This is a genomic window from Hyphomonas oceanitis SCH89 (assembly GCF_000685295.1).
GTDB classification, from domain to species: domain Bacteria; phylum Pseudomonadota; class Alphaproteobacteria; order Caulobacterales; family Hyphomonadaceae; genus Hyphomonas; species Hyphomonas oceanitis.
This window is the reverse complement of the sequence record NZ_ARYL01000014.1, coordinates 1-23,524: the sequence shown is the minus strand read 5'-3', so window position 1 is coordinate 23,524 and position 23,524 is coordinate 1. Positions and strand designations below refer to the sequence as shown.

The 23,524-nt window shown below is 61.2% G+C and carries 30 protein-coding genes, 1 tRNA gene and 1 riboswitch; of the genes, 15 read left to right on the top strand and 16 right to left on the bottom strand.

The annotated features are described in order from the left end of the window. Positions 1-95: 95 nt before the first annotated feature. From HOC_RS10335 to HOC_RS10300, 8 genes are read right to left on the bottom strand one after another with little or no spacing between them, the layout of a single operon-like run. Complete coding sequence (locus HOC_RS10335) at positions 96-1,265, bottom strand: acyl-CoA dehydrogenase family protein (RefSeq protein WP_035538234.1); 1,170 nt, start codon at positions 1,263-1,265, stop codon at positions 96-98. A gap of 30 nt (positions 1,266-1,295) precedes the next feature. After that, a complete protein-coding gene (locus HOC_RS10330; RefSeq protein ID WP_051624742.1) occupies positions 1,296-1,643 on the bottom strand; it encodes an MmcQ/YjbR family DNA-binding protein in 348 nt (115 codons plus the stop codon). After that, entirely contained in the window at positions 1,630-2,076 is a 447-nt protein-coding gene (locus tag HOC_RS10325; protein ID WP_206741559.1) for a GNAT family N-acetyltransferase, read from the bottom strand. Before HOC_RS10325 ends, HOC_RS10330 begins: the two co-directional genes overlap by 14 nt. A 28-nt stretch (positions 2,077-2,104) precedes the next feature. Further along, complete coding sequence (locus HOC_RS10320; RefSeq protein ID WP_035538228.1) at positions 2,105-3,202, bottom strand: DUF3667 domain-containing protein; 1,098 nt, start codon at positions 3,200-3,202, stop codon at positions 2,105-2,107. Between the two features lie 15 nt (positions 3,203-3,217). After that, complete coding sequence (locus HOC_RS10315) at positions 3,218-4,111, bottom strand: lysophospholipid acyltransferase family protein (RefSeq protein ID WP_051624740.1); 894 nt, start codon at positions 4,109-4,111, stop codon at positions 3,218-3,220. Then, entirely contained in the window at positions 4,112-5,272 is a 1,161-nt protein-coding gene (locus HOC_RS10310; RefSeq protein ID WP_035538226.1) for an acyl-CoA dehydrogenase family protein, read from the bottom strand. 1 nt (position 5,273) lies between these two features. Then, positions 5,274-5,684, bottom strand: coding sequence for a bleomycin resistance protein (locus HOC_RS10305; RefSeq protein ID WP_035538224.1), 411 nt, complete (start codon positions 5,682-5,684; stop codon positions 5,274-5,276). 3 nt (positions 5,685-5,687) lie between these two features. Further along, complete coding sequence (locus HOC_RS10300) at positions 5,688-6,611, bottom strand: homoserine O-succinyltransferase (protein WP_035538361.1); 924 nt, start codon at positions 6,609-6,611, stop codon at positions 5,688-5,690. A gap of 58 nt (positions 6,612-6,669) precedes the next feature. Then, positions 6,670-6,747, bottom strand: a riboswitch (SAM riboswitch). Positions 6,748-6,852: 105 nt separating this feature from the next. Between HOC_RS10300 and HOC_RS10295 the strand changes: the two genes are divergently transcribed. After that, complete coding sequence (locus HOC_RS10295) at positions 6,853-8,130, top strand: Y-family DNA polymerase (protein WP_035538222.1); 1,278 nt, start codon at positions 6,853-6,855, stop codon at positions 8,128-8,130. A 9-nt stretch (positions 8,131-8,139) separates the two neighbouring features. Here HOC_RS10295 and HOC_RS10290 read toward each other — a convergent pair whose 3' ends face one another. Genes HOC_RS10290 through HOC_RS10280 form a run of 3 tightly spaced genes read right to left on the bottom strand, consistent with a single transcriptional unit; the run spans position 8,140 to position 10,440 of the window. Beyond that, positions 8,140-8,607 carry a GNAT family N-acetyltransferase gene (locus HOC_RS10290; protein WP_084146252.1) on the bottom strand — a complete coding sequence of 156 codons (468 nt, stop codon included), beginning with the start codon at positions 8,605-8,607 and terminating at the stop codon, positions 8,140-8,142. A 1-nt stretch (position 8,608) separates the two neighbouring features. Continuing rightward, on the bottom strand, positions 8,609-9,421 hold the full coding sequence (locus tag HOC_RS10285; RefSeq protein ID WP_035538217.1) for an enoyl-CoA hydratase/isomerase family protein: 813 nt from the start codon (positions 9,419-9,421) through the stop codon (positions 8,609-8,611). Further along, positions 9,418-10,440 (bottom strand): NADP-dependent oxidoreductase, encoded by a 1,023-nt coding sequence (locus HOC_RS10280; RefSeq protein WP_206741558.1) that lies wholly within the window; start codon positions 10,438-10,440, stop codon positions 9,418-9,420. The genes HOC_RS10285 and HOC_RS10280 overlap by 4 nt, the downstream gene beginning before the upstream one ends. 117 nt (positions 10,441-10,557) lie before the next feature. Between HOC_RS10280 and HOC_RS10275 the strand changes: the two genes are divergently transcribed. From HOC_RS10275 to HOC_RS10265, 3 genes are all read left to right on the top strand, one after another. After that, complete coding sequence (locus HOC_RS10275; protein WP_035538216.1) at positions 10,558-10,905, top strand: DUF3088 family protein; 348 nt, start codon at positions 10,558-10,560, stop codon at positions 10,903-10,905. 63 nt (positions 10,906-10,968) lie between these two features. Next, entirely contained in the window at positions 10,969-11,907 is a 939-nt protein-coding gene (locus tag HOC_RS10270; RefSeq protein WP_035538214.1) for an NAD(P)H-dependent flavin oxidoreductase, read from the top strand. A gap of 70 nt (positions 11,908-11,977) precedes the next feature. Continuing rightward, on the top strand, positions 11,978-14,170 hold the full coding sequence (locus HOC_RS10265) for a M3 family metallopeptidase (RefSeq protein ID WP_035538212.1): 2,193 nt from the start codon (positions 11,978-11,980) through the stop codon (positions 14,168-14,170). Positions 14,171-14,244: 74 nt separating this feature from the next. Here the strand turns inward: HOC_RS10265 and HOC_RS10260 are convergent, their stop codons facing one another. The 3 genes from HOC_RS10260 to pspF all read right to left on the bottom strand — a co-directional run bounded on the left by HOC_RS10260 (position 14,245) and on the right by pspF (position 16,502). Then, a complete protein-coding gene (locus HOC_RS10260; protein ID WP_035538210.1) occupies positions 14,245-14,715 on the bottom strand; it encodes a PTS sugar transporter subunit IIA in 471 nt (156 codons plus the stop codon). 24 nt (positions 14,716-14,739) lie between these two features. After that, complete coding sequence (gene hpf, locus HOC_RS10255; RefSeq protein WP_035538209.1) at positions 14,740-15,342, bottom strand: ribosome hibernation-promoting factor, HPF/YfiA family; 603 nt, start codon at positions 15,340-15,342, stop codon at positions 14,740-14,742. Between the two features lie 113 nt (positions 15,343-15,455). Next, positions 15,456-16,502 (bottom strand): phage shock protein operon transcriptional activator, encoded by a 1,047-nt coding sequence (pspF, locus tag HOC_RS10250; protein WP_035538207.1) that lies wholly within the window; start codon positions 16,500-16,502, stop codon positions 15,456-15,458. Between the two features lie 209 nt (positions 16,503-16,711). Between pspF and HOC_RS22825 the strand changes: the two genes are divergently transcribed. From HOC_RS22825 to HOC_RS10230, 5 genes are all read left to right on the top strand, one after another. Continuing rightward, a complete protein-coding gene (locus HOC_RS22825; protein ID WP_277813047.1) occupies positions 16,712-16,843 on the top strand; it encodes a hypothetical protein in 132 nt (43 codons plus the stop codon). 31 nt (positions 16,844-16,874) lie between these two features. Next, positions 16,875-17,561, top strand: coding sequence for a phage shock protein PspA (pspA, locus tag HOC_RS10245; RefSeq protein ID WP_035538203.1), 687 nt, complete (start codon positions 16,875-16,877; stop codon positions 17,559-17,561). A gap of 102 nt (positions 17,562-17,663) precedes the next feature. Then, positions 17,664-17,927, top strand: coding sequence for an envelope stress response membrane protein PspB (pspB, locus tag HOC_RS10240; protein ID WP_035538197.1), 264 nt, complete (start codon positions 17,664-17,666; stop codon positions 17,925-17,927). Between the two features lie 12 nt (positions 17,928-17,939). Continuing rightward, a complete protein-coding gene (gene pspC, locus HOC_RS10235; protein ID WP_035538195.1) occupies positions 17,940-18,371 on the top strand; it encodes an envelope stress response membrane protein PspC in 432 nt (143 codons plus the stop codon). A gap of 58 nt (positions 18,372-18,429) precedes the next feature. Next, the gene (locus HOC_RS10230) at positions 18,430-18,618 is read left to right on the top strand and encodes a hypothetical protein (protein ID WP_035538188.1); all 189 of its coding nucleotides are present in this window, start codon (positions 18,430-18,432) and stop codon (positions 18,616-18,618) included. On the opposite strand, the gene mnmC is transcribed toward HOC_RS10230, so the two are convergent. Beyond that, the gene (gene mnmC / locus HOC_RS10225; protein WP_035538185.1) at positions 18,615-20,489 is read right to left on the bottom strand and encodes a bifunctional tRNA (5-methylaminomethyl-2-thiouridine)(34)-methyltransferase MnmC2/FAD-dependent 5-carboxymethylaminomethyl-2-thiouridine(34) oxidoreductase MnmC1; all 1,875 of its coding nucleotides are present in this window, start codon (positions 20,487-20,489) and stop codon (positions 18,615-18,617) included. The genes HOC_RS10230 and mnmC overlap by 4 nt on opposite strands. 90 nt (positions 20,490-20,579) lie before the next feature. Continuing rightward, positions 20,580-20,972 carry a hypothetical protein gene (locus tag HOC_RS10220; protein WP_035538177.1) on the bottom strand — a complete coding sequence of 131 codons (393 nt, stop codon included), beginning with the start codon at positions 20,970-20,972 and terminating at the stop codon, positions 20,580-20,582. Between the two features lie 131 nt (positions 20,973-21,103). On the opposite strand from HOC_RS10220, the gene HOC_RS21770 reads away from it, so the two are divergent. The 6 genes from HOC_RS21770 (at position 21,104) to HOC_RS10195 (ending at position 23,307) form a co-directional block, all read left to right on the top strand. Continuing rightward, on the top strand, positions 21,104-21,277 hold the full coding sequence (locus HOC_RS21770; RefSeq protein ID WP_084146251.1) for a CsbD family protein: 174 nt from the start codon (positions 21,104-21,106) through the stop codon (positions 21,275-21,277). A gap of 116 nt (positions 21,278-21,393) precedes the next feature. Beyond that, positions 21,394-21,681 carry a GNAT family N-acetyltransferase gene (locus HOC_RS10215; protein ID WP_035538176.1) on the top strand — a complete coding sequence of 96 codons (288 nt, stop codon included), beginning with the start codon at positions 21,394-21,396 and terminating at the stop codon, positions 21,679-21,681. After that, positions 21,678-21,959: a GNAT family N-acetyltransferase gene (locus HOC_RS10210; protein ID WP_035538175.1), complete on the top strand. Its 282-nt coding sequence runs from the start codon at positions 21,678-21,680 to the stop codon at positions 21,957-21,959. The genes HOC_RS10215 and HOC_RS10210 overlap by 4 nt, the downstream gene beginning before the upstream one ends. Next, on the top strand, positions 21,956-22,402 hold the full coding sequence (locus HOC_RS10205) for a YcgN family cysteine cluster protein (protein ID WP_035538173.1): 447 nt from the start codon (positions 21,956-21,958) through the stop codon (positions 22,400-22,402). The genes HOC_RS10210 and HOC_RS10205 overlap by 4 nt, the downstream gene beginning before the upstream one ends. A 294-nt stretch (positions 22,403-22,696) precedes the next feature. Then, a complete protein-coding gene (locus HOC_RS10200; RefSeq protein ID WP_035538167.1) occupies positions 22,697-23,125 on the top strand; it encodes a hypothetical protein in 429 nt (142 codons plus the stop codon). A 104-nt stretch (positions 23,126-23,229) separates the two neighbouring features. Next, positions 23,230-23,307: transfer RNA gene (locus HOC_RS10195), tRNA-OTHER, on the top strand. Positions 23,308-23,524: the final 217 nt, after the last annotated feature.

The window sequence follows — 23,524 nt, the reverse complement described above, 5'->3', positions numbered from 1 at the left end:
GCGCGTGGACGCACGTGTCTTTTTGTTACACTGACACATTCCCGGCGGAGGCCGCCAGTCACATTTATCAGGATTCTGCAGTTGGCAATCGCGGGCTAGACCATTCCGCCATCGGTTGGCAGGCCGAACAGGATGCGGCCCGTCAGTTCCCATGTTGAGGGCGCCGTGACGATATGCTGCGTGATGGCGTGGCTATCTCTGAAGCGGCGCTGCAGGTCAGAGGATTCGAACAGCGCGGCCCCGCCGCCGAGGTCGTAAAGCGTGCGGCAAATGTCTGCACCGGTGCGCGTCATGTGGGTGCAGGCCATGCGCAGGGCGGCGCGGCGCTCCATGGGGATGGCGCCCTCCCCTGTCGCTACGGCCCATGTCTGGTCGATCTCGTCGAAGAGATAGGCGCGGGCGGCACACCAGGCCGCTTCGCATTTCGCAAACTCGGCCTGCATTGTCTGACGCTCGGCGAGCGTCTTGGCGGAACCTTGGGATTTCTTGGTGGTCGCCAATGCGGCGAAGGCATCCAACGCGCCGCGTGCATTGCCGAGCGCAACAGCCGACACGCCGAGCGACAGGAGCCCGAAGGCCGGGAATTTGAACAGGCCGCCTGTCTCGTGCGGCTGATCCACCATCAGCGACACGGACTGCGCCTTGGGCACCGCGATGTCCTTCACCTCGAAATCGCCGGAGCCCGTGCCCTTGAGGCCCATGACATGCCATGTGTCGAGCAGCGTCGCCTCGCTGGCCGGGAAGACCATCATGCGGGCATCCGGCGCGCCGCTGGGCAGGCGCTTCATCTCGCCATTCTCCCAGACCGTGCAGCCGCCGCAGAGCCATGTGCAATTGGCCGAGCCCGAGCCCCACTGCCAGCGCCCGGAGACGCGGTAATGATCGCCTTCGTCCACCGCCTTGCCCATGGGGGCAAACACGCCCCCCGTAATGATGTTCGGATCGGAATAGATTTCGCTCGCGGTGGCCGGTTCCATATAGGCGGCGTTCAGCGCTGTCGTGGCGCCGATCATGGCGCACCAGCCCGCGCTGGCATTGGCCGTGGCAACAGCCTCGACCGCTTCAACGATTTCCCTTGGCGTAAGCTCAAGGCCGCCAAAGCTTTTGGGCGTGACCATGCGGAACAGGCCCGCCTTGGCCATCTTCGCGGCGAGATCAGCCGGGAGACGGCGGACCTCTTCCATTTCCGCCGCGCGGGCGGAGAGTTCAGGCGCCAGTGCGCGGGCATTGGCGAGCGTGTCAGTCGGTATGAATGTATCAGGCATTCTCGAAGACTAGACCTGAATGCGAAACGATCAAGGCTTCAGTGCGTCATGGTATTTTGCCGGGGCGGCATGGCGCCATGACATGGCCAGCGCGGAGCGAAGGGTTGCCTCGTCGCAGGCGGCAAGCCGGATGGAAGTCGCGCCCTTGTCGCCCCATTTGTTCGCCACCTTGAAGAAGATGTCTGCTTCGGCCTCGACCAGCATGGCCTGCTCCTCAGGCGTCAGGAAAACGTTCGAGAATTCATGGTGGGGCGGCAGCGTGCAGAAAATCTTGCCCTTGGGCACATCCACCCGAAAGCTCGCCCAGTCAAAATGCGGTTTCTCGATTGCATACGGAAAGGAAAGCGCTACGCCGCACAACTGGTCAGACGTGATCATCCGGTCCCTCCCAGACATAGCGAACGTCGGGTTCCCGTTCCTCATTCGCCGATCCGTCGGTGAACGCCACAGCTTCGAACCCATGTCCTTCATAGAATTGGCGCGCCGCGTCATTGCATTGGAACGTCCATAATTCCAGACGAGGAACCGTGAGCATGGCCATGTGAAGCAGCGCAGTGCCAACGCCCTGCCGCCAGAAAGGCAAGGCAACATAGAGGTGGTCGAGTTCCCATTCTTTGCGCGCAGAGAATCCGGCAATACCGGCAGGGCTCGATGCAAGCCAGACATCCGAACCAGGGATCACATCGTCGCGAAAATATTCAAACACTTCGTCTTGTGTATGCACGACCGCAAGCAAGGGCATTGCGGCCGCCCTTGCCTGCATATGGATTTCGGCCAAGACTCGCGCATCGTCTGCGTTCGCCTGGCGCATGGACATATCCCGGATCATGCGGGGCCCTTCATAATGACAAGGCGCCGAGAATGGCGGCCATGAGCAGGGCAAACATCAATATGACAATGTAGAGGCTGTCGAGCGTGACGGTTCGCAAAACCGAACTGAACGCGCCCCGTCCGTACACCACCCTGTTCAGGCGGTAGAGGTAAAAATTGGAATAGACGATCAGAGCGAGGCTGACCCAGCCGAGACCGATGAATGGCACCAGGACAAGGCCGATGGACATGGCGAAGAACAGCGCGGAATGGAAATGTAGCGAGACGATCAGATGGTCGAAGAACAGGAATTGTCGTCGCCAGAAATAGACCAGGGCGAGCAGGCAGGCATAGACCGGAAGCAGCACGAACATCATTCGCGGGATCCAGCGCTGGGTCTCCTCGGCCAATCGTCCCGGCTCGTCCATGATTTCGGCAAACCGGGCCGCATCCTTGTCGCCGTTCGCCCCCGCCTCTCGCACGGCATCCAGCGCCTCACGCGGCATGAACCCGGCCCATTCCTCATCAGGCGGCGGCGCAACGTCACCTTCAGCATTCGGCACCGTGGGCGTTACCAGCCCGGGTATGCCGCCGCGCCAGACCTGTTCAGCCTGGTCGAGACCGCGGATCGCAGACTGATATTCCTCGTCGGTCATATCCCCATCATTATGGGACGCTTCGATTTCCGCCCGGGCATCCGCGAAATCCTGGGTGCCCTTGGGCATGAATGCGACGCCCTTCCCCATGACCAACGGCATGAGAATGAAAAAGATCAGTGACGCGAGCACATAGAGCCGGAAGGGCGGGAGGAAGCGGGCGCGCTGACCGTCAAGATAGTGACGAGTCATGCGGCCGGGATGCGCCATCAGGTCAGGTACAGTGCGTGCAAACCGGCTGTCGATGGAAAAGAGGGTTTCGACACTCTCGCCGAGTAGCGACCAGAACGGTCGGCGCAGGCTGTGCGCGCCCTGCCCGCACTCCGGGCAATAATTGGCCTTGAGCGGTTCGCCGCAATTCAGGCAGCGCGTGTCATTCGCCTCGCGCCGGCCCTCGGCAAGGCCTGCGACAGCATCGGCGCCGACGTGCTCAAGCGCCGAGTCGACAGCATCTCCCAGCGGATCACTCATTTGATTCCTCCACCCCTAGCGGAATACCAACGGCTTTTTCGCCATGAAACGGCGTGTCGCCGCGTCATATCGCAAGGTCTGGCCAACCGGCGCAAGCCCGTATGTTTGCGCGCGCAGGAACTCCATCAGGCCTTTGCGCCTGCCGGCATCCTTGAGAGCGTCCGGTGTCAGCGTCTCGCCAATTACCACAGGCAGGGCCGTTCCCATGCGGCGTTTCACTTCGCGGAAAACGAGGGCGAGGCGCAGCTCGAGCGAAAAGTGGCTGGCGAGTTGGAAGAGGCGCGAGTTCTGGCCCTCGAAATAGACCGGCGTCACATGGGCGCCTGAATGCGAGATCAGCTTCGCCGTGAAGGGTTTCCATTCGTCGTCGACAGCGGTGCGGTCGAACGGACGCGGCGTGGTGGCAACGCCGCCGCCCGGAAAGACGATGACGCAACCGCCCGCCTTCACATGATCCAGCGCTTCCTTGCGCATGGCCACATTTGCGGCGAGCGCTTCCTTCGTGCCGGAAAAGTCGACAGGCAGTATATAGGGGCGCGCTTCCGGCACGCCGTCGAGGGCGGAATTGGTGAGCACCTTGAAATCCATGCGGCGCAGGCTGACCAGCCAGCAGATGACGAGGCCATCAAGCACGCCGAAGGGATGGTTCGCCACGATGACCAGCGGGCCCGTGCGCGGGATCTCGGCAAGCCGGGAGGCCGAGAACTGCACATCAAGATCGAGCAGGCGCATGGCCGCCTCGAAGAAGGGCACGTCATGGGCGAGATGATCGCGGTAGTGCTCGTAGAGCTGCTTGATCTTCGGCTGGCCGGACAGGTGCTCGACCGTGCGGATGAGACGCCGCTTAAGCGGATCGTCGAAATAGGACGCGTAGGAAAGCTCGGGCGACTCCAGCGTCTCGGTTGTCATTTAAAGTCTCAACATCCGCGCAAGATTGTTCTTCTGGATGTCCGACGAGCCGCCGACAATGGGCATGCCGAGCAGGTCGCGGACATTGCGTTCGATGTCGTAGGCATCCGACAGGCCATAGGCGCCGATGACCTGCTGGCAGGCGAGGCCAATCTCAACGCCCGTGTCAGCGACATAGAGCTTGGCCATGGCCGTTTCGACGCTGCACGGCATATGCTCGCTGGCGAGCCAGGCGGCGTGGTAGAGCATGTGGCGGCAGGCGGCTAGCTTGGTGCGCGCGGTAACGAGCTTATGCGCGATGGCCTGGTGTTTGGAGATCGGCTTGCCGAACTGGGTGCGCTCCTGCGCATAGGCCCAGGCCTCTTCCAGCGCGGCGCGGGCAATGCCATAGGCGACGGCGGTGATCTCGATCTTCTCGACATCAAGGGCGCGGCCGGCAAGCGCCTCCCAACCCTTGTTCCATTTCTCGGGGCCACCGACGATGGCGCTGGCCGGCAGGCGGACGTCATCGAGGAAGACATCCATCGAGTCCGTATAGCGCAGGTTGGCATGTTCCAGCGGCTGCATCGAGACGCCGGGTGCATCGGTCGGCACAAGGACGAAGGTGAGGTTGCCGTGGCGGTCTTCCGGCCCGCCGGAGCGGCAGAGGCAGTAGATATAGTCTGACCAGTCCGCGCCCGTACACCAGCGCTTGGCGCCATTGATGACGATCTCATCTCCGTCGCGGGTGACGCGGGTTTCGACGCTGGGCAGGTCGCCGCCGACATTGGGCTCTGAGAGGCCGTAGCAGAGGAACATTTCGCCGCGCGCCAGCTTGGGCAGCAGGTCTTCCTTCTGTTCCTTCGAGCCGTTTTCGGAAATGTTGAGGCCGCCATAGAAGGCCGCATGGATGAAGGGGCCCGCCATGCTGGGCCCGCCCTGGCAGAGTTCCTCAATCACGGCGGCGGCGGCGTAGATGTCCTCGCCCTGCCCGCCATATTCTTCCGGGATGGTCAGGCCGATCAGGCCCATCTCGGCGAGTTCCTTGAACAGGTCCCGGTCCCATGTATGCGCCTTGTCCCATTCGCGGCGTTTCTCGCGCGGCATCTTGTCGGCCACCCAGCGCGACAGCTGGCGGCGCAGTTCCGTGACATGGGCGGGTTCGGGGGCAAAACTGGTCATATTAAGAGGTATGCTCGCTGATTATCTGCGCGAAACGTAGCAGGTAGCCGTCCGGATCGGCTACCACAAACTGCCTGACTAAGACGGTATCGTCGCGGCGCGTATAGGACTTTTCCTCAAGCGCATTGACGATTGTCGCACCTGCATCGCAGAAAACCGCATAGAGCCGTCCGGCATCCGGAACAGAGATCTGGAGGTTGATGCCCCGGCCATAGGGATGATCCAGCGCGGCGGTCAGCCACGTGCGCCCGACAGGCTCCTCAAGCATCAGCTCTGCTGTTCCCAGCCCAATATAGGCAAAGGCCTCGTCGCGCCGTTCATAACGGATTTCGAAGCCTGCGAGGTCACAATAGAAGGCAAGGCTGCGCGCCAGCTCCGACACATAAAGCTCGGGAACGAGCGCAGCGGGCATCTCCTAGTCGCCCTCCCCTATCCGCGCCGCGTCAAACGGTGTGGTCTGGTAAACCTGGTTGATCCAGTTGCCGAAAAGGAGGTGCGCGTGGCTGCGCCAGCGGTTCAGCGGCTGCGCGGTCGTGTCGTCCTTCGGGAAATAGCCATAGGGCGGCTTGATGGCCTTTCCGGCGGCCACATCGCGCTCGTACTCTTCCTTCAGCGAAGTCGAATCATATTCGATATGGTTGAAGCAATAGAGGTTGCGCTGGGCAGGCTCCGACAGGAGGCAAGGGCCGGTCACGTCGGATTCCATCAGGATCTGCAGGCCCGGCGCCTTGGCAATGTCATCGGCGCGCACTTCGGTCCAGCGACTGACCGGGATCTGGAAGTCGTCTGAAAAGCCAGAGAGGAAAGGCGATGTGGGCACCAGGTTTCGGTGGCGATACACGCCGAATGCCTTCTCCGCCAGCGTGTGCTTGGGCACGCCGTGCAGGTGCCAGGCGGCCGCCATGGCGCCCCAGCAGATGAAGAAGCTGGAATGGACGTTTGTGCGCGTCCAGTCGAGAATCTCGGTGAGTTCCTGCCAGTAGCCGACGTCTTCGTATTCCAGCGTCTCGACCGGGGCGCCCGTAATGATGAAACCATCGAACTTGCGGTCGCGAACGTCTTCCCAGTTCTGGTAGAAGCTGATCAGGTGCTCCTCAGGCGTATTCTTTGGCGTATGGCCGCCCACCATGATCAGCGTCAGCTCAACCTGCAGCGGCGAGGCGCCGATCAGGCGCGCGATCTGCGCCTCGGTGCGGATCTTGTTGGGCATCAGGTTGAGCAAGCCGATCTGTAGCGGGCGGATATCCTGACGGATGGCATCCGTCTCGCTCATCACGGAAACACCTTCGCGCACGAGCACATCGCGGGCGGGCAGCGTATCGGGGATCCTGATTGGCATAGCCATGACTCCAATTCTTCAGCATCGCGAGAAAGGGAGGCGGATTGCAGGCGTCTGCTGGCAGTTCCGCGCGGCCTTTTAGCGACTTGTTTAACGTGGCTGCAAGCCGACCGGCCAAATCACCACGAAAAGGCAGATAGCGCCGAGACGCCCCGGCGTCAAATTCCCGTTGCGGTGTGCCGCATTTAAACTGCTCGACTCGGATAAAATGTTCTGCTTATGTTCTTTTACAGGAGCCCGTATGCGCCAGCCGACAGAGATCGAGTCCCTCTACATCGACTTCGACGCGTTCTTTGCCAACGCGGAGAAGCAATTGCGCCCGGAATTACGGGACCGGCCGGTCGGGGTCATCCCGCTCCAATCGGACCATACGAGCCTTATCGCCCGTTGCTATCTCGCCAAGCAGGCCGGCATCAAGCGGGGCACGTCCGTGCGCGAGGCGCGGGCGCTCTGCCCGGATATCGCCCTGCCCGTGGCGCGGCACGATGTGTATGTAAAGCTGCATCACCAGATCCTGGCAGAGATCGACCGGCACACGCCCGTGCACCGGGTCTGGTCGGTCGATGAAATGGAATGCGCGCTTAGCGGCTCTGAGCGCCAGCGCTGCGAAGCCCTCGCCGCAGACATCCGCGAAGGCCTGCGCCAGAATATCGGGCCCTGGCTGACGCCCTCCATTGGGCTGGCGCCGAACCAGTTCCTCGCCAAGGTCGCCGCAGAAATGGACAAGCCGAACGGGTTCGTCATTCTGCGTCCGGAAGACCTGCCGGGGCGACTGTTCGATCTTGAACTGCAGGACCTGCCCGGCATTTCCAGTGGCATGTATGCGCGCCTTGGCCGCGCCGGCGTCTACACGGTCGAGCAGCTCTGGAACCTTTCGCCCAAGCAGGCGCGCCAGATATGGAACAGTGTCGAAGGTGAGCGCATGTGGGCTCAGCTGCATGGCTATGCCGTGTCACGCCCCGAAACCGTGCGACGCATGTTCGGGCATGGACGTGTCCTGTCGAATGACTGGCGCCAGCCTGACAAGGCGCGCGAATGCCTGCGCCTGTTGACGGCCAAGGCGGCGCGGCGCCTGCGCCGGGAGAATTATACGGCCAGCATGCTCGCCGTTTCCATGTCGTGCACCGACGGGCGGCGCTGGAGCGGTGAGCGCAGCTTTTTCCCGGCGCGCGACGATCACACATTCCTGCACGAGGCGAGCCTGCTCTATGACACAGGCCTTGCCGCCCTGCGCACCAGCCGGCTGAAGAAGGTCTCCGTCATCCTGCACGGGCTGAACCAGACCGGCGAAGCCAGCGCAGACCTGTTCGACCATGAGGACAGCCGTTCGGAACGCCACCGCTGGGAGCGTGTGACCGACGCGATGGATGCGTTGAACGCCCGTCATGGCACCTGCGTTGTCTCGCTAGGGACCCATAACGAACCGCCAGGAGGCTATGCCGGGGCCAAGATCGCCTTTGGGCGTGTGCCGGAGCTCAACGAATTCGATATGGTTGCTGACCGTTCCGGAACGGCCTGACCGCAAGGCTCAGCGTGATCGCATCGGGTGAAGCCTGTGCACAAGGCGCGGCAACATGCGGCCTGAGATGGACGGAGACTCCGCCTCCCCATCCCGCTCGGCGCCCATGCGCATGTAGAATTTCATCGCGTCAGGATCGCAGTCAATCACGAGGTCGCGTGCTCCCGAATCCTGCGCAACGCGGCAGGCCCAAACATACATCATCTGGCCAGTGCCTTCGCCGAGGCGCGTGGGCTCGACAAAGAGTTTCTCGAGCCAGGCCGTGTCACCGTCCAGCGCGACCTGGGCGACACCGGCAATGCCGCGAATATCGTCGGCCACGATAACGATGCTTGATTCCACATCTTCTTCAGCGATGGTCAATTCCGCTCGGAACTCCTCCAGCATGTCATCCGGATAACCCCAAACCGCCTTTGACCGCATGCAGAGGTCTGTCAAAGTGGCGTACTCGTAGTGGCTGGGTGAGCGAAGACGCATTCTATTCACCCGTCAGCTTGGGTGCACGTTTTTCCTTGAAGGCCGCGACAGCTTCGCGGCGATCCCCCAGATAATTCGACACGCTCTCCCAGCCGATACTGGCATCCATGAGCTGGGCCGCCAGCGCACGCAGCGGAATGTTGGCGGTCGTCTTGGTCCAGCGCACGGCCCATTTCGGATTGGCCTGCAGCTTGGCGACAAGTTCTTGCACCTTAGCGTCAAGCTCCGCTGCGGGAACGGCATAATTGATGAGACCGATGCGCTCGGCCTCTTTCGCGCTCAGCAGGTCGCCCGTCATCAGCAATTCCTTGGCCTTGGCAAAACCGATCAGCTGCGGCCAGATCAGTGCGCCACCATCGCCAGCCACAAGGCCAACCTTCACGTGCGGGTCACCGATCTTGGCCGTCTCATCCGCAATGATGATGTCGCAGAGCAGCGCGATGGTCGCCCCGAGACCGGCGGCTGCTCCGTTCATGCGGCAGATGATCGGCTTTTCCATATTCAGCAGCGTCGTGACGATCTGCTTGGCGTCCCAACCGATGGCGCGGAAGCGTTCGGGATGGTTTATCTGCTCCTCGAACCAGTCGAAATCACCACCTGCGCAAAAGGCCCGGCCCTTGGCGGTCAGGATGATGATGTCGCTCTCGCTGTCGCGTTGCAGGCAATTGAATACGAGCGCGAGTTCAGTGTGCATCTGCTCGTCCACGCCATTGACCGGATGGTCCGATGTGATCGCGGCGGTGAGAACGCGGCCCTCGCGGGAGAAGGTGAAACGCTGCCATTTATCCTGCGTGATATCGTAACTGGTGCTCATGCTTCTTCTCCCACTTTCACAACGCGTCGTCCAAAATTTTCGCCGCGGAACAGGCCGCAGAAGGCTTCGGGCATGGCGGCGATGCCATTAAAGCGTTCTTCGTTGCTCTTCAGTTTTCCCGTCGCCAGCAGGCCCGCCATGGTCTGCAGGGCTTCGGGAAAGTCGCGGGCGAAATCGAACACGACGAGGCCCTGCATGTTCACACGGTGCGTGATGAAGGGCTTTGTGTTGACGATGCCGGGCGTCTCTTCCGGCGTCAGGTTATAGTCGGCCACCTGTCCTGAAATGCAGATTCGCCCGTTGAGCGCCATCAGCGGCAGGACGCGGTTGACCATCTCATTACCGACATTGTCGAACAGGATATCGACGCCCTTGGGAAAGTGTTCGGCGATGGCCGCTGTCAGGTCTGTCGCTGTCTTGTAATTGATGGCCGCATCGAAGCCTGCCTCGCTCGTCAGGAATTCGCACTTGGAATCCGCGCCTGCGATACCGACCACTTTCGATGCACCCCAGGCCTTTGCGAGCTGCCCCGCCGTGGCGCCGACTGGCCCGCCTGCGGAGGTGACCAGCACGGCGTCGCCTTCCTTGAACTTTGCGACCGTCTTCATCCCGAACCAAGCCGTCAGGCCTGGCACGCCAAGGACACCGATCCAGGCGCTGAGCGGCACAGGCGCTTCAGGCACCTTGCCGACAAAGCCCCTGCCCGACTGGATCGAATGCGTCTTCCAGCCCCCGGCGCAGAATACTTTCGTGCCAACCGGATAGGCCTCGTTCTGGCTGGCATCCACGACGCCGACGCTAAAGCCGTCAATCGGCTTGCCGAGCGGAAGGGCCATCGCATAGGAATCGCCGCCCGAAAGGCGCGAACGCGTGCCGGGATCGACCGAACACCAGACATGCGCCACCCGGAACTGCCCCTCTTTCGGCTCCGGAAGCGCCGCAGTCTCCAGCCCAAAGTCTTCCGGCACGGGCGGTCCGTCGCAATAGCGCTTCAGCACGATCTGCTGCATCTCGGCCATCAATGATATCTCCCAGAGCTTTCGAGACAGCATAGGGGGCAAGTGGTTCGTGTCACGCCATGACTTCGGGGCACGCTCATACTATGACCTGCAGATCATAGATGTGAGGAGTTATCGATGCCGAAGGATGTCCTGTTCCTGTTACCGCCGGGATTTGAGGATAAGGGGCGCCGCGAGTTCTGCCCGGAATGCGCCGAGATATGGGGCGTGCTCAGCTATTTCCCCGCCATCCGCGATGCGCTCGACATTGTGCATGTGGGGCTTGAGCATCCACGCTCAGAGATCGTCGCCCTGATTGGTGAGGGCAATCACAACGCGCCGACGCTCGTGCTGCATCCCGACACGCAGGTGCATCCGGACCTTGATGTGCAGGAGGCCAATGGCCTGCGCTACCTGCCGAGCGCCCGCAGCATCGCGCGCCATTTTGCCCATCGCTACGGCACGCCGGTTCCACGCGGCAGCTAAGCGACTTGCGCTGCCCTTGGGGCAGGCCCGCACCAAACAGGAAAACAAAGGCAGGAGACGTTCATGACAAGCAAGCCCGTAAAGACCCGCATCACCGAAATGCTGGGCATCGAAAAGCCGATCATTCAGGCCGCCATGGGCTGGATCGCCCGCTCGCATCTCTCCTCAGCCGTCTCCAATGCCGGCGGCATGGGCATTATCGAAACCTCGTCCGGCGAACTGGACGCTGTGCGTGAGGAAATCCTCAAGATGCGCGACCTGACCGACAAGCCTTTCGGCGTGAATGTGGCGCAGGCCTTTGTGCGCGACCCAAACATTGTCGACTTCATCATCAATCAGGGCATCAAGTTCGTCACGACATCGGCGGGTGACCCGATGAAATACACCAGCATGCTCAAAGAGGCAGGCCTGACCGTGTTCCACGTCGTGCCGAGCCTGCAAGGCGCGCTGCGCGCCATCGAGGCAGGCGTTGACGGCCTGATCGTCGAGGGCGGCGAAGGTGGCGGCTTCAAGAACCCGAAAGACGTCGCCTCCATGGTTCTGATCCCGCTCGTCTGCGAAAAGGTGAACGTGCCGGTTGTTGCAGCGGGCGGCATTACGGATGGCCGCACGATGGCAGCGGCCTTTGCGCTCGGCGCTGAAGGCGTGCTGATGGGCACGCGCATTCTCTCGTCTGCCGAAAGCCCTGTGCACCAGAACTGGAAGGACGCGATCGTGAACGCGGAGGCGACCGACACAGTCTTCCTCAACCGTTCTGGCCCGGGCCCTGCCCTGCGGGCGCTGCGCACCGAGCGCACGACACGGCTCGAAACCGAAGGCAGCCCGAACATATTCGGTGAGTTTGCCGATACGCAGGCCGTGTACTTCGGCGGCGACCTTGAAGCGGGCATTGCGCTGACGGGACAGGTGGCGGGCCGTATCCATGACGTGAAGCCAGTGGCGCAGATATTCGAGGAAACGATTGCCGAATATCACGCGACACTTTCACGCTTGGCAGTCTAAGCCGCTTAGGCAAGCTGGTTTTTGCCGGGGTTTGAAGATAAACCGGACATAACCAGTCTGAGGACACTTGATGACCCCAAAGCATATTGTGCTCGGCGCAGCCGCCGCGCTAACCCTGACTCTCCCTGCCTGCGAAAAGACATCCAGCGATGAGAGCGAGGCCGTTGCACCAGCCGCACCCGCAGCCTCAGCGCTGCCGGAAATAGCGGTCACGGAAGCCGAGTTGCGTGACAATCCTTTCCGCCGCGAATGGACCGCCGATTTCGGCGTGCCGCCATTTAACGACATCCGCGACACGCATTACTTGCCGGCTGTGAAGAAGGGCATTCTGGAACAGCGCGCCGAAATTGCCACGATCGTCGATAATCCTGATGCGCCCACATTCGAGAACACAATCGTGGCACTCGACCAGACCGGTGCATCGCTCGACAAGGTGATGAAGACATTCGGCAACATCACCAATACGGATACGAACGACACGCTCAGCGCGCTTGAATCGGAAATCTACCCGATGCTGACGCGGGAATCCGATGCGATCAGCTTTAACCCTGCCCTCTTCGAACGGGTGCAGGCTGTCTACGCGAAGCGCGACCGGCTCGGGCTGGACGAACAGGACGCCCGCCTGCTGGAACTGACCCATCGCAGTTTCGTGCGCCAGGGCGCCGCGCTTAGCCCGGACGCGAAGGCAGAGGTGGCCGCGATCAATGCGGAACTCTCCAGTCTGACAACCGAATTCGGCAAGAACCTGCTGCTGGCAACAAAGTCGTTCAAGATTGAGGTGACTGACGAAGCATCGCTTGCCGGCCTGTCGGACGATTTCAAGAATGCCATCAAGGTGGACGGCGAGGACAAATGGATCCTGACGGTCGACCGTTCCGTCTACGAGACCTTCATGACCGAGGGCGAAAACCGTGACCTGCGCAAGCAGATGTTCGACGGCTACCGCCTGCGCGCCTCATCCGGCGAACATGACAATGGACCCATCCTGATACGGATTGCGCAGCTGCGCGCCAAACGGGCCGAGCTGATGGGATACACATCCCACGCAGCCTATCAGTTGGCGCCACGTATGGCCAAGACACCCGAGCAGGCCGAAGCCTTCCTTGTGCGCGTACTAGAACCCGCCCTTGTCCGTGCGAAAGAAGAGCGCGCTGACATGCAGGCGCTGATCAGCGATGACTTCCAGCTGGAAGGCCAGGACTGGTGGTTCTACGCCGATAAAGTGCGCCAGGCGCGATATGCCTTCGATGGCAATGCGCTGAAGCCCTATTTCGAAATCGGCGCTGTGCGGCAGGGCGTCTTTGATGTCGCCAGCCATCTTTTCAATATCAGCTTCACACTCGTCCCGACAGACACATGGAACCCGCACGTCCAGGCGTGGGACGTGAAGGACAGTGCGACCGGCGAGCATCTTGGCCTGTTCATGGCCGACATGTATTCGCGCAGCTCCAAACGCGGCGGCGCGTGGATGAGTTCATTCCGCAATGCCTCGAACGTGGATGAGAACATCCGACCCATCGTGGTCAACAACCTGAACATCACGCCTCCGGCCAAGGGCGAGCCGACCTTGCTCTCCTATGATGAGGTTGAGACCGTATTCCACGAGTTCGGTCACGGCTTGCACAGCATGCTGACCCAGGTAAAATATTCGACCTTTTCCGGTGTCGATGGGCCCAAGGACTATACCGAATTTCCGTCCCAGCTGCTGGAGCACTGGGCAGACGACCCGGAAGTGCTGGCCAAATATGCGAAGCACTACAAGACAGGCGAGGTCATTCCGCTCGAACTGGTCGACAAGATGAACGCCGCTGCGACCTTCAACCAGGGCTTCAAGACAACCGAGTATATCGCCGCTTCCCTGCTCGACCTGCGCTGGCACTCGCTGTCTTCCGAGGAAGCCGCAAAGATCACCGACGCGCGCGCCTTCGAGAAACAGGTTCTGGAAGACTATGGAATCCCGCCGGAAATCGAGCCGCGCTATCGCTCGCAATATTTCAGCCATATATTCGCAGGCGGATATTCGGCCGGGTATTATGGTTATCTCTGGGCAGAAATTCTCGATGCCGACGGGTTCGCCGCCTTCAAGGAGACAGGCGATATCTACAATCCGGAGCTGGCGGCCAAACTGAAGAAATGGATTTACGAGGCCGGCGGCATGCGTGAGGCCGATGACCTCTACCGCAATTTCCGCGGCTCGGACCCGACGATTGAGCCCCTCCTCAAAAATCGCGGTTTTATCGAAAACAAGCCGAGTGAAGGCTGAAGCGTCCTGCCCTCAAAAACAAAAAAAGCCCGCTGATGTGAACCAGCGGGCTTTTTAATTTTGTGCGTCGGAAATCAGATCGAGGTTTCGACTGATTCCTTGCAGATGATGGCTTTGACATCCTCAACCGTGTTGGCTTCACGCAGCGCATCACGCACCGCTGGCTGACGGAAAACCCGGCTGACTTGCGCAAGCGCCCGCAAGTGGTCGGCGCCCGCCGACAAAGGCGCCAGCAGCATGAAGATCAGGTCGCAGGGCCGGTCGTCGATGGCTTCAAAGTCGACGCCTGTCGCCAGACGCATGAAACCGCCGATCGGCGCGTCGATGCCCTCGACACGCGCATGCGGAATGGCAACGCCTTCTCCCACACCCGTCGAGCCGAGACGTTCCCGCTCCATGACGGAATCCTCGATTTCGCGTGCGGAAATCCCCGTCACACGCCCAAGCTCTTCAGACAGGGCATGCAAGGCCTGTTTCCGGCTGGTCGCCTCGAAACAAGGAAGAATGATCCCGCCTTTGAGCAGGGAGCTGAGATCGGTTGCCATAAACGCTGCTTCCGTATGCGGGCTTCAGTTCCTGGGAGTATTGGCCGGGTCAACCCAGCCGATGTGCCCATCCGGGCGGCGGTAGACCATATTCAGGCCATCATGGCCAGCATTCCTGAACATGAGCGCAGGCACCTCTTGCAGTTCGAGCTGCATCACGGCTTCGGAAACGCTCATTTTGCGAATGCTTATGGAGGTTTCCGCCACGGTCAGCGGCACATCCGAGATATCCTCGATTTCGTCGTCGAAATCATCGGTATCGGCTCCGTTTCCATTGAGCTTGAACACGGCGCCCGTTGCCATTTCAGCCGGAAGGGGCGCGGACGGGTTGGCGTGGTGGTCTTTCAGGCGGCGCTTGTAGCGGCGCACGCGCTTTTCCATTTTGCCGAGGCTGTCTTCCAGGGCAGCGTAGGGATCGCCTGCCTTTCCGGTCGATTGCAGCACGATGCCGGAGGGAAGGTGAACGTTGCAATCCACCTCGACGAGATGGCCTTGCTGCGAGACGTAAACGCTCGCCTCTCCCGTGCGATTGAAATACTTACTGACTGCCGCCTCCAGGCCGTCTTCGATGCGGCTCCTGAGAGCCTCCCCGAGATCCATATGCTTGCCAGTAATCTGTATCTGCATGGGCGGTCTCCTTTGCTATTCGAGACCTGGAAGTATGGCGCAGATTTGAGTCCGACGCGAATCGATTTGGCGAAAACCCTTGCTTATCCAAGGTTAATCTTTCTCCAGCCCGTCTAAACGCCCTCAGACGTGCTCGTTTTCTTGCCATATCCGTGCTTCTTCAGGAGGCCGCGAAACTGGTGATATGTGAGGCCGAGTGCCTCAGCCGCCCTGCCCTGATGGCCTTGTGCGCCTGCCATCGCTTCATCAATCAGGCGAAGCTCTACCTGGGCTACCTCGGCATTGAAATCAACCGGTCCATGCCGCGCGCTGAGCGCCGGTTCAGCTTGGGAGGCGGCACGGACGGGTTCCGCCTTAGAGACCGCGCCCGGGCGCCAGGGAGATGCGAAAGGGTCCAAAGCCGCCGGATCGAACCGCACAGGCTCGTCAGGCGCCTCCAGCATGGAGCGATGAGCCAGTCGCTGGGCGAAATTGCGCAATTCACGCACATTGCCGGGCCAGTCATGGCTTTCGATGGCAGCGACGGCTGAGGGCGCGAACCCGGGGAAGTCCTGCGCCATCTCAATCGCCATGCGCCGGGCGAAGAAATCCGCCAACAGGCTCGCATCGCCCGGCCGGGCACGCAGCGGAGGCAGCGTGATGACATCAAACGCGAGCCGATCCAGCAGGTCGGCGCGGAATTCGTTGCGTTCGGCCATGGCGGGCAGATCGGCATTCGTGGCCGCCACGATGCGCACATTGGTGCTGAGCACGCGTGAGCCGCCGAGGCGCTGGAATTCCCCATATTCCACGATGCGCAGCAGTTTTTCCTGCACTTGCTGGCTGGCCGTCGCGATTTCGTCGAGGAAGATCGTGCCACCGTCGGCGAGTTCGAACCGGCCCTTGCGCTGCTCGGTGGCGCCGGTGAAGGCGCCGCGCTCGTGGCCGAACAGTTCGGAATCCAGCAATTGCTCAGACAGCGCCGCGCAATTGACCTTGATGAACGGGCCTTCCCAGCGCTTTGACAGGAAGTGAAGCCGCTCGCCGATCAGCTCCTTGCCGGTGCCGCGTTCGCCGATCACGAGGATCGGGCGCTCAAGCGGCGCGACACGCGAGACATGCTCCTGCGCGCTGAGCCAGGCCGGAGCCTCACCAATAAGCTGGGTGGTTTCGCCAATCATGAGGCTTATTTAGCCATTATGTTATGTAAATACGACTAATTTTTTAGTGTATTTAGCCAAACAAACATTAACGAGATCAAGCCTGAATCTTTTTTTCTTATATATTTCAATGCTCTAGGAAATTAATTTTCACTTGGCACGGTCCTTGAAATGAGATTGGCACTCAGAGCGACGGGGCGTCGCATTCAACAAGAAGGACCAAGCCCAAGATGGACGACCGCAATTACCGAACAGAAGCTCGCAGCGACGCTGGCCGATTTGGCCGCTGGCTGTCGACCCGCCCCGCCGAAAGCTGGATGTTTTTCGGCGTCGGCGTCTTCCTCGGCGGCCTCTTCTTCTAATCCCCCCAGTCAAATACGAAAGGATACCCACATGGGTCTGTTCTCCCGCCTCGGTGACATCATCAACTCCAACATCAACGCGATGCTGGACGGTGCTGAAAACCCCGAAAAAATCGCCCGCCTGATCATCCAGGAAATGGAAGACACGCTGGTCGAAGTCCGCACGGCTGCCGCCCGCGCCATGGCCGACAAGAAGGAAATGGAACGCGAAATCGTCCACTTCACGTCGGCCCGCGACGAATGGGCCGCCAAGGCCGAACTTGCCATCGACAAGGGTCGCGAAGACCTCGCCCGCGGTGCGCTGATTGCCAAACAAAAGGCCGAAGGCGAAATCGTTCGCCGCAAGGCCGCCATGGACGCCGCCGAAGAAGCCTTTGAAAAGCGCCAGGAAGATCTCGGCAAGCTGCAAGCCAAGCTGGACGAAGCCAAGGCCAAGCATCGCTCGCTGATGATGCGCCGCGAAGCCGCGGAACAGCGCATCCGCGTTCGCAGCCAGGTCTATGACGGCCGGGTCGACGATGCGCTGGCCCGCTACAACACGATCGAGCGCAAGGTCGACGAAATGGAAGCCTATGCCGACACGATCAAGGGCCGCGAGCCAAGCCTCGAAGCCGAATTCGCAGCCCTTGAGCAGAACGAGAGCGTCGAGAAGGAACTTGAAGCCCTGAAAGCCAAGCGTTCCAAGTCGTCGTCCAAGTCCTCGAAATCGGAGGCCTGATCCATGGTATTCTCACTCGTATGCCTGTTCGGCTTTCTCGCGGTCGTCTGCACGCCCGGCCTGGTCGCCCAGTATCGCGAAGAGCGGCGGGAGGGCTAAGCCATGGATGAAGGCCTCATAGCTCTCGTTGCCATCCTCAGCATCTTCGTCTTCCTGCCCGGAATGGTGCTCCACTATGTTTCCCAGTGGCGCCGGCAGAAGACACTGCAGCCTGATGACGAGCGGATGCTGGAAGACCTCTGGCGCTCGGCCAAGGCGATGGAACGCCGGCTCGAGACGCTGGAAGCCCTTCTGGCCCACGATGATGACGACACAAGGGAGCGCGGCCGCCCCGTGCGCCGCCCCCGCTCAACCCTCGACGACTAAAGGAACACGCCCATGACCCGCCCCTATTCCGACCCCGACTCCGCCTCGGAGTACCGGTCTCCCAACCCGAAGCGCTTCTATCGCTCGCGCAATGACAAGGTGATTGCCGGTGTCTGCGGCGGCCTCGCCGAACGGTTCGGCTGGGAACCCATCCTGATCCGCGTCCTCTTCGTGCTTGCGACGCTCTTCATGTTCGGCCCGCTCTCGATTATCATCTATATGACGATCTGGATCATCACGCCGCGCACCCCGCTTGGCCGCATGATCACGCCCGAGGAAGATGCCTTCTGGCGGGGCGTGTCAGACCGCCCGCGGGCGACGTTCGGTCACCTGAAGTATACGTTCATGGACCTCGACGAGCGCCTGCAATCCATCGAGCGCAAGGTGACCTCCGACGAATGGCGCCTGCGCAAGGAATTCCGCGACCTGGAACGCGGCAACTAGAAACCACCCCAACCTGACTTGATGACTTAACCTTCAAACCCGACAAAGGACCGGAACAATGAGCAAGGGGACACTGCTTTACAATAATTGGCTGCTCGGAGGCGTAGCCGTACTGATCGTCCTGGCCATCGCGGCCGTGGCCAGCCTGCATGGCGGCGTAGCGGTCGAGGTGGGCGGACTGGAGATGACGCTGGCGCCGCACGAGAATGGCGGGTTACTCCACCTCTCCTTCGTGCGCGCCGCCTAGGCGTCTCCCCGCTTCAGGTCGCGCAGGATGAGGCGCACCGGGCTGACCGCCGCAAGCGCGTCAGCCGGCGCCGGGGCCGGACCCCCAAGGATCATGGCGGCCAGGATGCCGCCGGCCCACGGCCCCCAGGTAAACCCACGCGCGCCGAAGCCGTTCACGATAAAAATACCCGGTAAAACAGGGGCGTCCGCATTCACCGGGCGCCCTTTTTTCAGGCCGTCAAACAGGTCGAGCGTCGCCGCATGGTCAGGCACCGGGCCGAACAGCGGCAGGCGATCAATCGTGGTGGCCCGCAAGGCCGCGCGGGAGACCGGTGTGTGATCGCGGGCATCGCGGATCCACCAGGGCGAGAGGGTTTCGAGGCCCTTTGCATTCTCGGCGCGGGCCGCGTCGGAAATCGTAATGATACCAGCAGGTGAAGGCTCGAACGTGGCGCCCCAGAGGCGGTCCGGACCGTCGGCGAGGGCATAGGTGCCGCTGGTGACGGCGTCGGGTGGGGCGGTGGCCGCATCGCCCACCCATTCGACCTGGCCGAGGCGGGCGGTGAGCTTCAGCCATGGCAGCTGTTCTGCTGTATCCATTGCGTTTGCGAGGATGATCGCATCGAAGGCCTCGCCGTTCACGGTGCGGGCGGGCATGTCGAGCCTGGCCGCCTCGCCAAGGCGCATTGTGGCGCCGGCGAGCAAGGCGGGGATGAGCCGGGCGGGGTGCAGGATCATGGCGCGCTTGTGCAGCAGGCCACCATTCTGAATGGATTCAAGGTCTTCCAGCGGCAAGGGCGGGTCGGCGAGCAGCTTGGCGAAGCGTGTACGATCCGTCTCGTCCTTTGGAATCTGGCGCACATCGGTTTCGGTGACGCCGGGCAGGGTTTCATAGGCGCTGCGGGCGGCGAGATAGGCGTCGATGAGCAATCTTGCCTGCACCGTGTCGCCCGCATCCAGGCGTGGCATCAACAGGGCCAGCTTGTTGCCGCTGGCGCCACTGGCGACTTCGGGCGCCTTGTCGAACACGGTGACCTCAGCCCCTGCATCCATCAGCGCGCGGGCGGCAGAAGCGCCCGCTATGCCGCCACCGATGACGGCAATACGGGTATTTGCCTGACCATTCCCGGACCATTCGCGGACCGTTCCCGGGACAATGCGGGGGTCTGGCGGGGATTCCATGGGTGTTTCGATTGTCGCTTCGAGGCGTTCGCGCTTGCGGCCATGGCCCGGCTGGCGCGTGACCTCAAATCCGGCACCTGCCAGCCCCCGGCGAACGGCGCCCGCGACGGTGAACGTGCCGAGGCGTGCACCTGGCGCGGAATGGAGGGAGAGTTCGGGATAGATCCACTCGCCCCACATGTCTTCATTCTTGGCCGGGCTGAAGCCATCAAGGAACCATGCGTCGGCGCGGAAGCGGGCGGCGGGGAGGGCCTCGCGAATGTCACCCAGATGGAGCGTGAGGCTGATGCCGGCCTCCGGCCAGACCATGCGGCGCACGCCCTGGACGGGTCCCGGCCATTTGGAAATCAGGAGGGCGGCCAGCTCTTCCAGTTCCGGGTAGGTGGCGAGGGCGCGGGCGGCGTCTTCGGCGTGGAGCGGGAAGGCTTCGAAACTGACAAAGTGGAGGCGGGCCGTGGGCGAGGGCCGGTGCATTTCCCATAGCTGCCAGAGGGCAAGGAAATTGAGGCCGGTGCCGAAACCGGTTTCGGCGATGGTGTAGACGTCCCTGTCTGCCCAAGCCTCCGGCAGGCCGCAGCCTTGGAGGAAAACGGCGCGCGTTTCCGCCAGGCCGTCACCGGCGGTGAAGTAGACATCATCATGCGCGCGGGCGACGGGGGTGCCGTCGTCGCGCCAGTCAATCTCTGGAGGTGTGAGCAGGCGGGCCATTCAGGCTGAACTAGCGGATGCGCGGGGAGTTGCACAGCCACTGCCTCACCCGCGCCCGTCCTTCGACTTCGCTCAGGATGAGCGCTCTCGCTAGCGAAACCTGCGGGAATTCCCGATCAGGTCGCCGAGGGCCATGAGCGATGCGCGGCCAACCTGTGTGACAGTGGGCTTGCGGCGGTGAACGTGGCCGACAAAGTCACCGCAATTGGAACCGGCAAGGCGATAGGATGCGCCAAGCGCGCGGCGGGCGCGGGCCTCGACATGGAGCGGATCGGCGCCGGTGGACTGGCCATGATGCCTGATGCGGCGACCTGCCGAAAAGTCTTCCAGCGACTGTTCGGTGACGCCGTCATGCTTGCGCGAATTAGAGATAACCGTGCCGCGCGCGGTGACCACGCCATAATGCGTCAGCACCCCGCCAAAGGGGATGGAAACGACGTCGCCGGGCTGGAAATGCCCCAATGATTTCAGGTCTTTGCTCATGGTGAAAGCCTAGCCTAATTTCATCGATCTGGCCAGAACACTGCAGCTCTCCGAGATTTAATCCAACGATTTGCCAAGTCACGCGTTGATTGAATGACCGCAATAAAGCGGCCGCAAGAAAGGACACCATTATGGATAAGGAACACATCAAGGGCGCTGCCAAAAAAGCCGAAGGTTCGGTGAAGGAAGCGACAGGCAAGGCCATGGGCGACAAGTCGCTCGAAATGAAAGGCAAAGCCGACAAGGTTGAAGGTGAAGCCCGCAAGACGGCTGGCGACGTGAAAGATGCCTTCAAGAAAAAGTAAGCCCGCACGGCGGGTTTTGAAACACCTTCCCAGGGCCGCCCTTATTGGGCGGCTTTTTCTTGCGACATGATACGCCGGAACCCCTATATTCAGGCCATTCAAAGAATGGAGCTTGCATGACCGACATTACAATCACACTCGAAGATGGCCCCACGGGCGGGCGTTATGTGGCCGTTGTGGACGGTCATGAAGCCGAGATGACCTTTTCCAAGGCCGGCACAAGCCGCATCATCATTGACCATACTGCCGTGCCGCAGGCCCTTGCCGGCAAGGGCGTTGGCCTCGCGCTGGTCAAGCGCGGCGTGGAAGACGCGCGCAAGAATGGCGTAAAGATCATTCCGCTTTGCCCCTATGCCAAGGCGCAGATCGGCAAGCACCCGGAATGGCAGGACGTGCTGGCATGAGCGGCGAGACCATCACGCATGATGCCACCGCACGCCGCTACAGCCTGGTGATCGACGGGACCGAGGCCTACCTGACCTATGAGCGACCGGCGAAGGACCGCATTCACATCACGCACACGATCGTGCCGGACAAGATTGGCGGGCGCGGCCTTGGCAAGCGCCTTGTGACGCGCGCGATGGAAGACGCGATTGCGGCGGGCGACAAGGTCTCTTCCTCCTGCTGGTATGCGACCGCGCTGATCGAGAAGAAGCCGGACTGGACCGCGCAGCTGGCATGAGCGAACCGTTCTGGAAAACCAAGACACTCCACGAGATGAACCCGCAGGAGTGGGAATCGCTGTGCGACGGCTGTGGCAAATGCTGCCTCTTGAAACTGGAAGACGAGGACACGGGCGAGATTGCCTATACGAAGCTGCACTGCAAGCTGCTGGATGGCACGACCTGCCAGTGTACGAATTATGTGAATCGCAAATCCATTGTTGAAGACTGCGTGAAGCTGACCCCCGCGGGCATCGAGGAAATCAACTGGATGCCGAAGACCTGCGCCTACCGGCTGGTCATGGACGGCAAGGACTTACCTGACTGGCACTACCTCGTCTGCGGCGACCCGGAGCGCGTGCACACGACAGGCAATTCCGTGCGTGGAAAGACGGTATCCGAAGACACCGTGTTCGAGGAAGACATGGAAGACTGGATCGTGGAGTGGGACGAGGAAGAGTGAGGGCCTGTATTGGGCGCAATAGAAGACATTCGACCATTGCGGCCCCAACGGTCGATATTGGCCCCTTTCGGACATTGTCCAAGTGAGCCAACTATGGCAAGAAACTTTGAACAGGAGGCAGGCATGTCTGGAGTTTCGAGGACACTCGCGTTCTTGGTGGCGTGCCTCATTCTGACAAGCTGCGCGCCTCAGCGACCGTCAGGTGTTCCCAAAGAAGCTGAGGCTGCTTGGTCTCTCAAGGGGGATTGGACTTGGACCTGGAAACGAGCGCTGAGCTCAGGATGTGTGGCATGGATGGCAAAGGGTAGCTGGGCGTCTGTCCAGCTAGTTGTCGATTCCAATTGCGAGGACAAGCGCGGCGACGGCTACCTTGATGGACGTGGCATTTCGTATTTTTCTTTCCAAGACTACCTTGTTTTCAGGGCGTACTGGCCTTGGACGCCCCAGGATTGGTCGGACCTGATAGTGTTTGATGATGAGGGCATGATCAGTAACATACTCGAGTGCCCGCACGTTCTTTCAAAAGAGCACATCATTGAGCTTCGATTGATCGCGGCACAGGCTTTGGCCAAAGCAACGACCGATGCGGAAAAACGATTGTTGGCCCGGATCGACCAGCGTTTGGCTGCGACAGATGGGGGGGCTCTATCGAGTGGGCAGGCAGGCTGCAGAAGTTCCCGCGATAAATCGAGCGATAGTCAAGACCTCTGGACTTTGCGCTAGCTGAAAGTCACGAGCGTGCATTCTCGGCGACATTCCTCCGACAGGCCGGGCCTCCCTCGAGCGACAGCAATGGAACACCAATGCCGTTTGAGGTAGATTGGCCCGCCAACGTGGCGGAACTGGTAGACGCCGCGCTACAGCGCGCCCGGTAGCGGGTGCAGGTTCAACCCCTGTCGTTGGCAATGACAGCTCTTGGCGATTTTCCGCCTTTCGAGACTCGGCTTGCCAGTGTCTGCATCGGGATGAAGCGGTCAAATCGCGTCCTTCACTGGATCGCCAGTTTTTGGCAGAAGCCGTCGCGGGCCGCCCGCCCGCGAAACCCATCCTTAATGCGCCGCTGCCACTCTGGCGGGATGGACACGTTGCCGGCCTTTCTTTCGCATCTGGAGCATGAGCGTC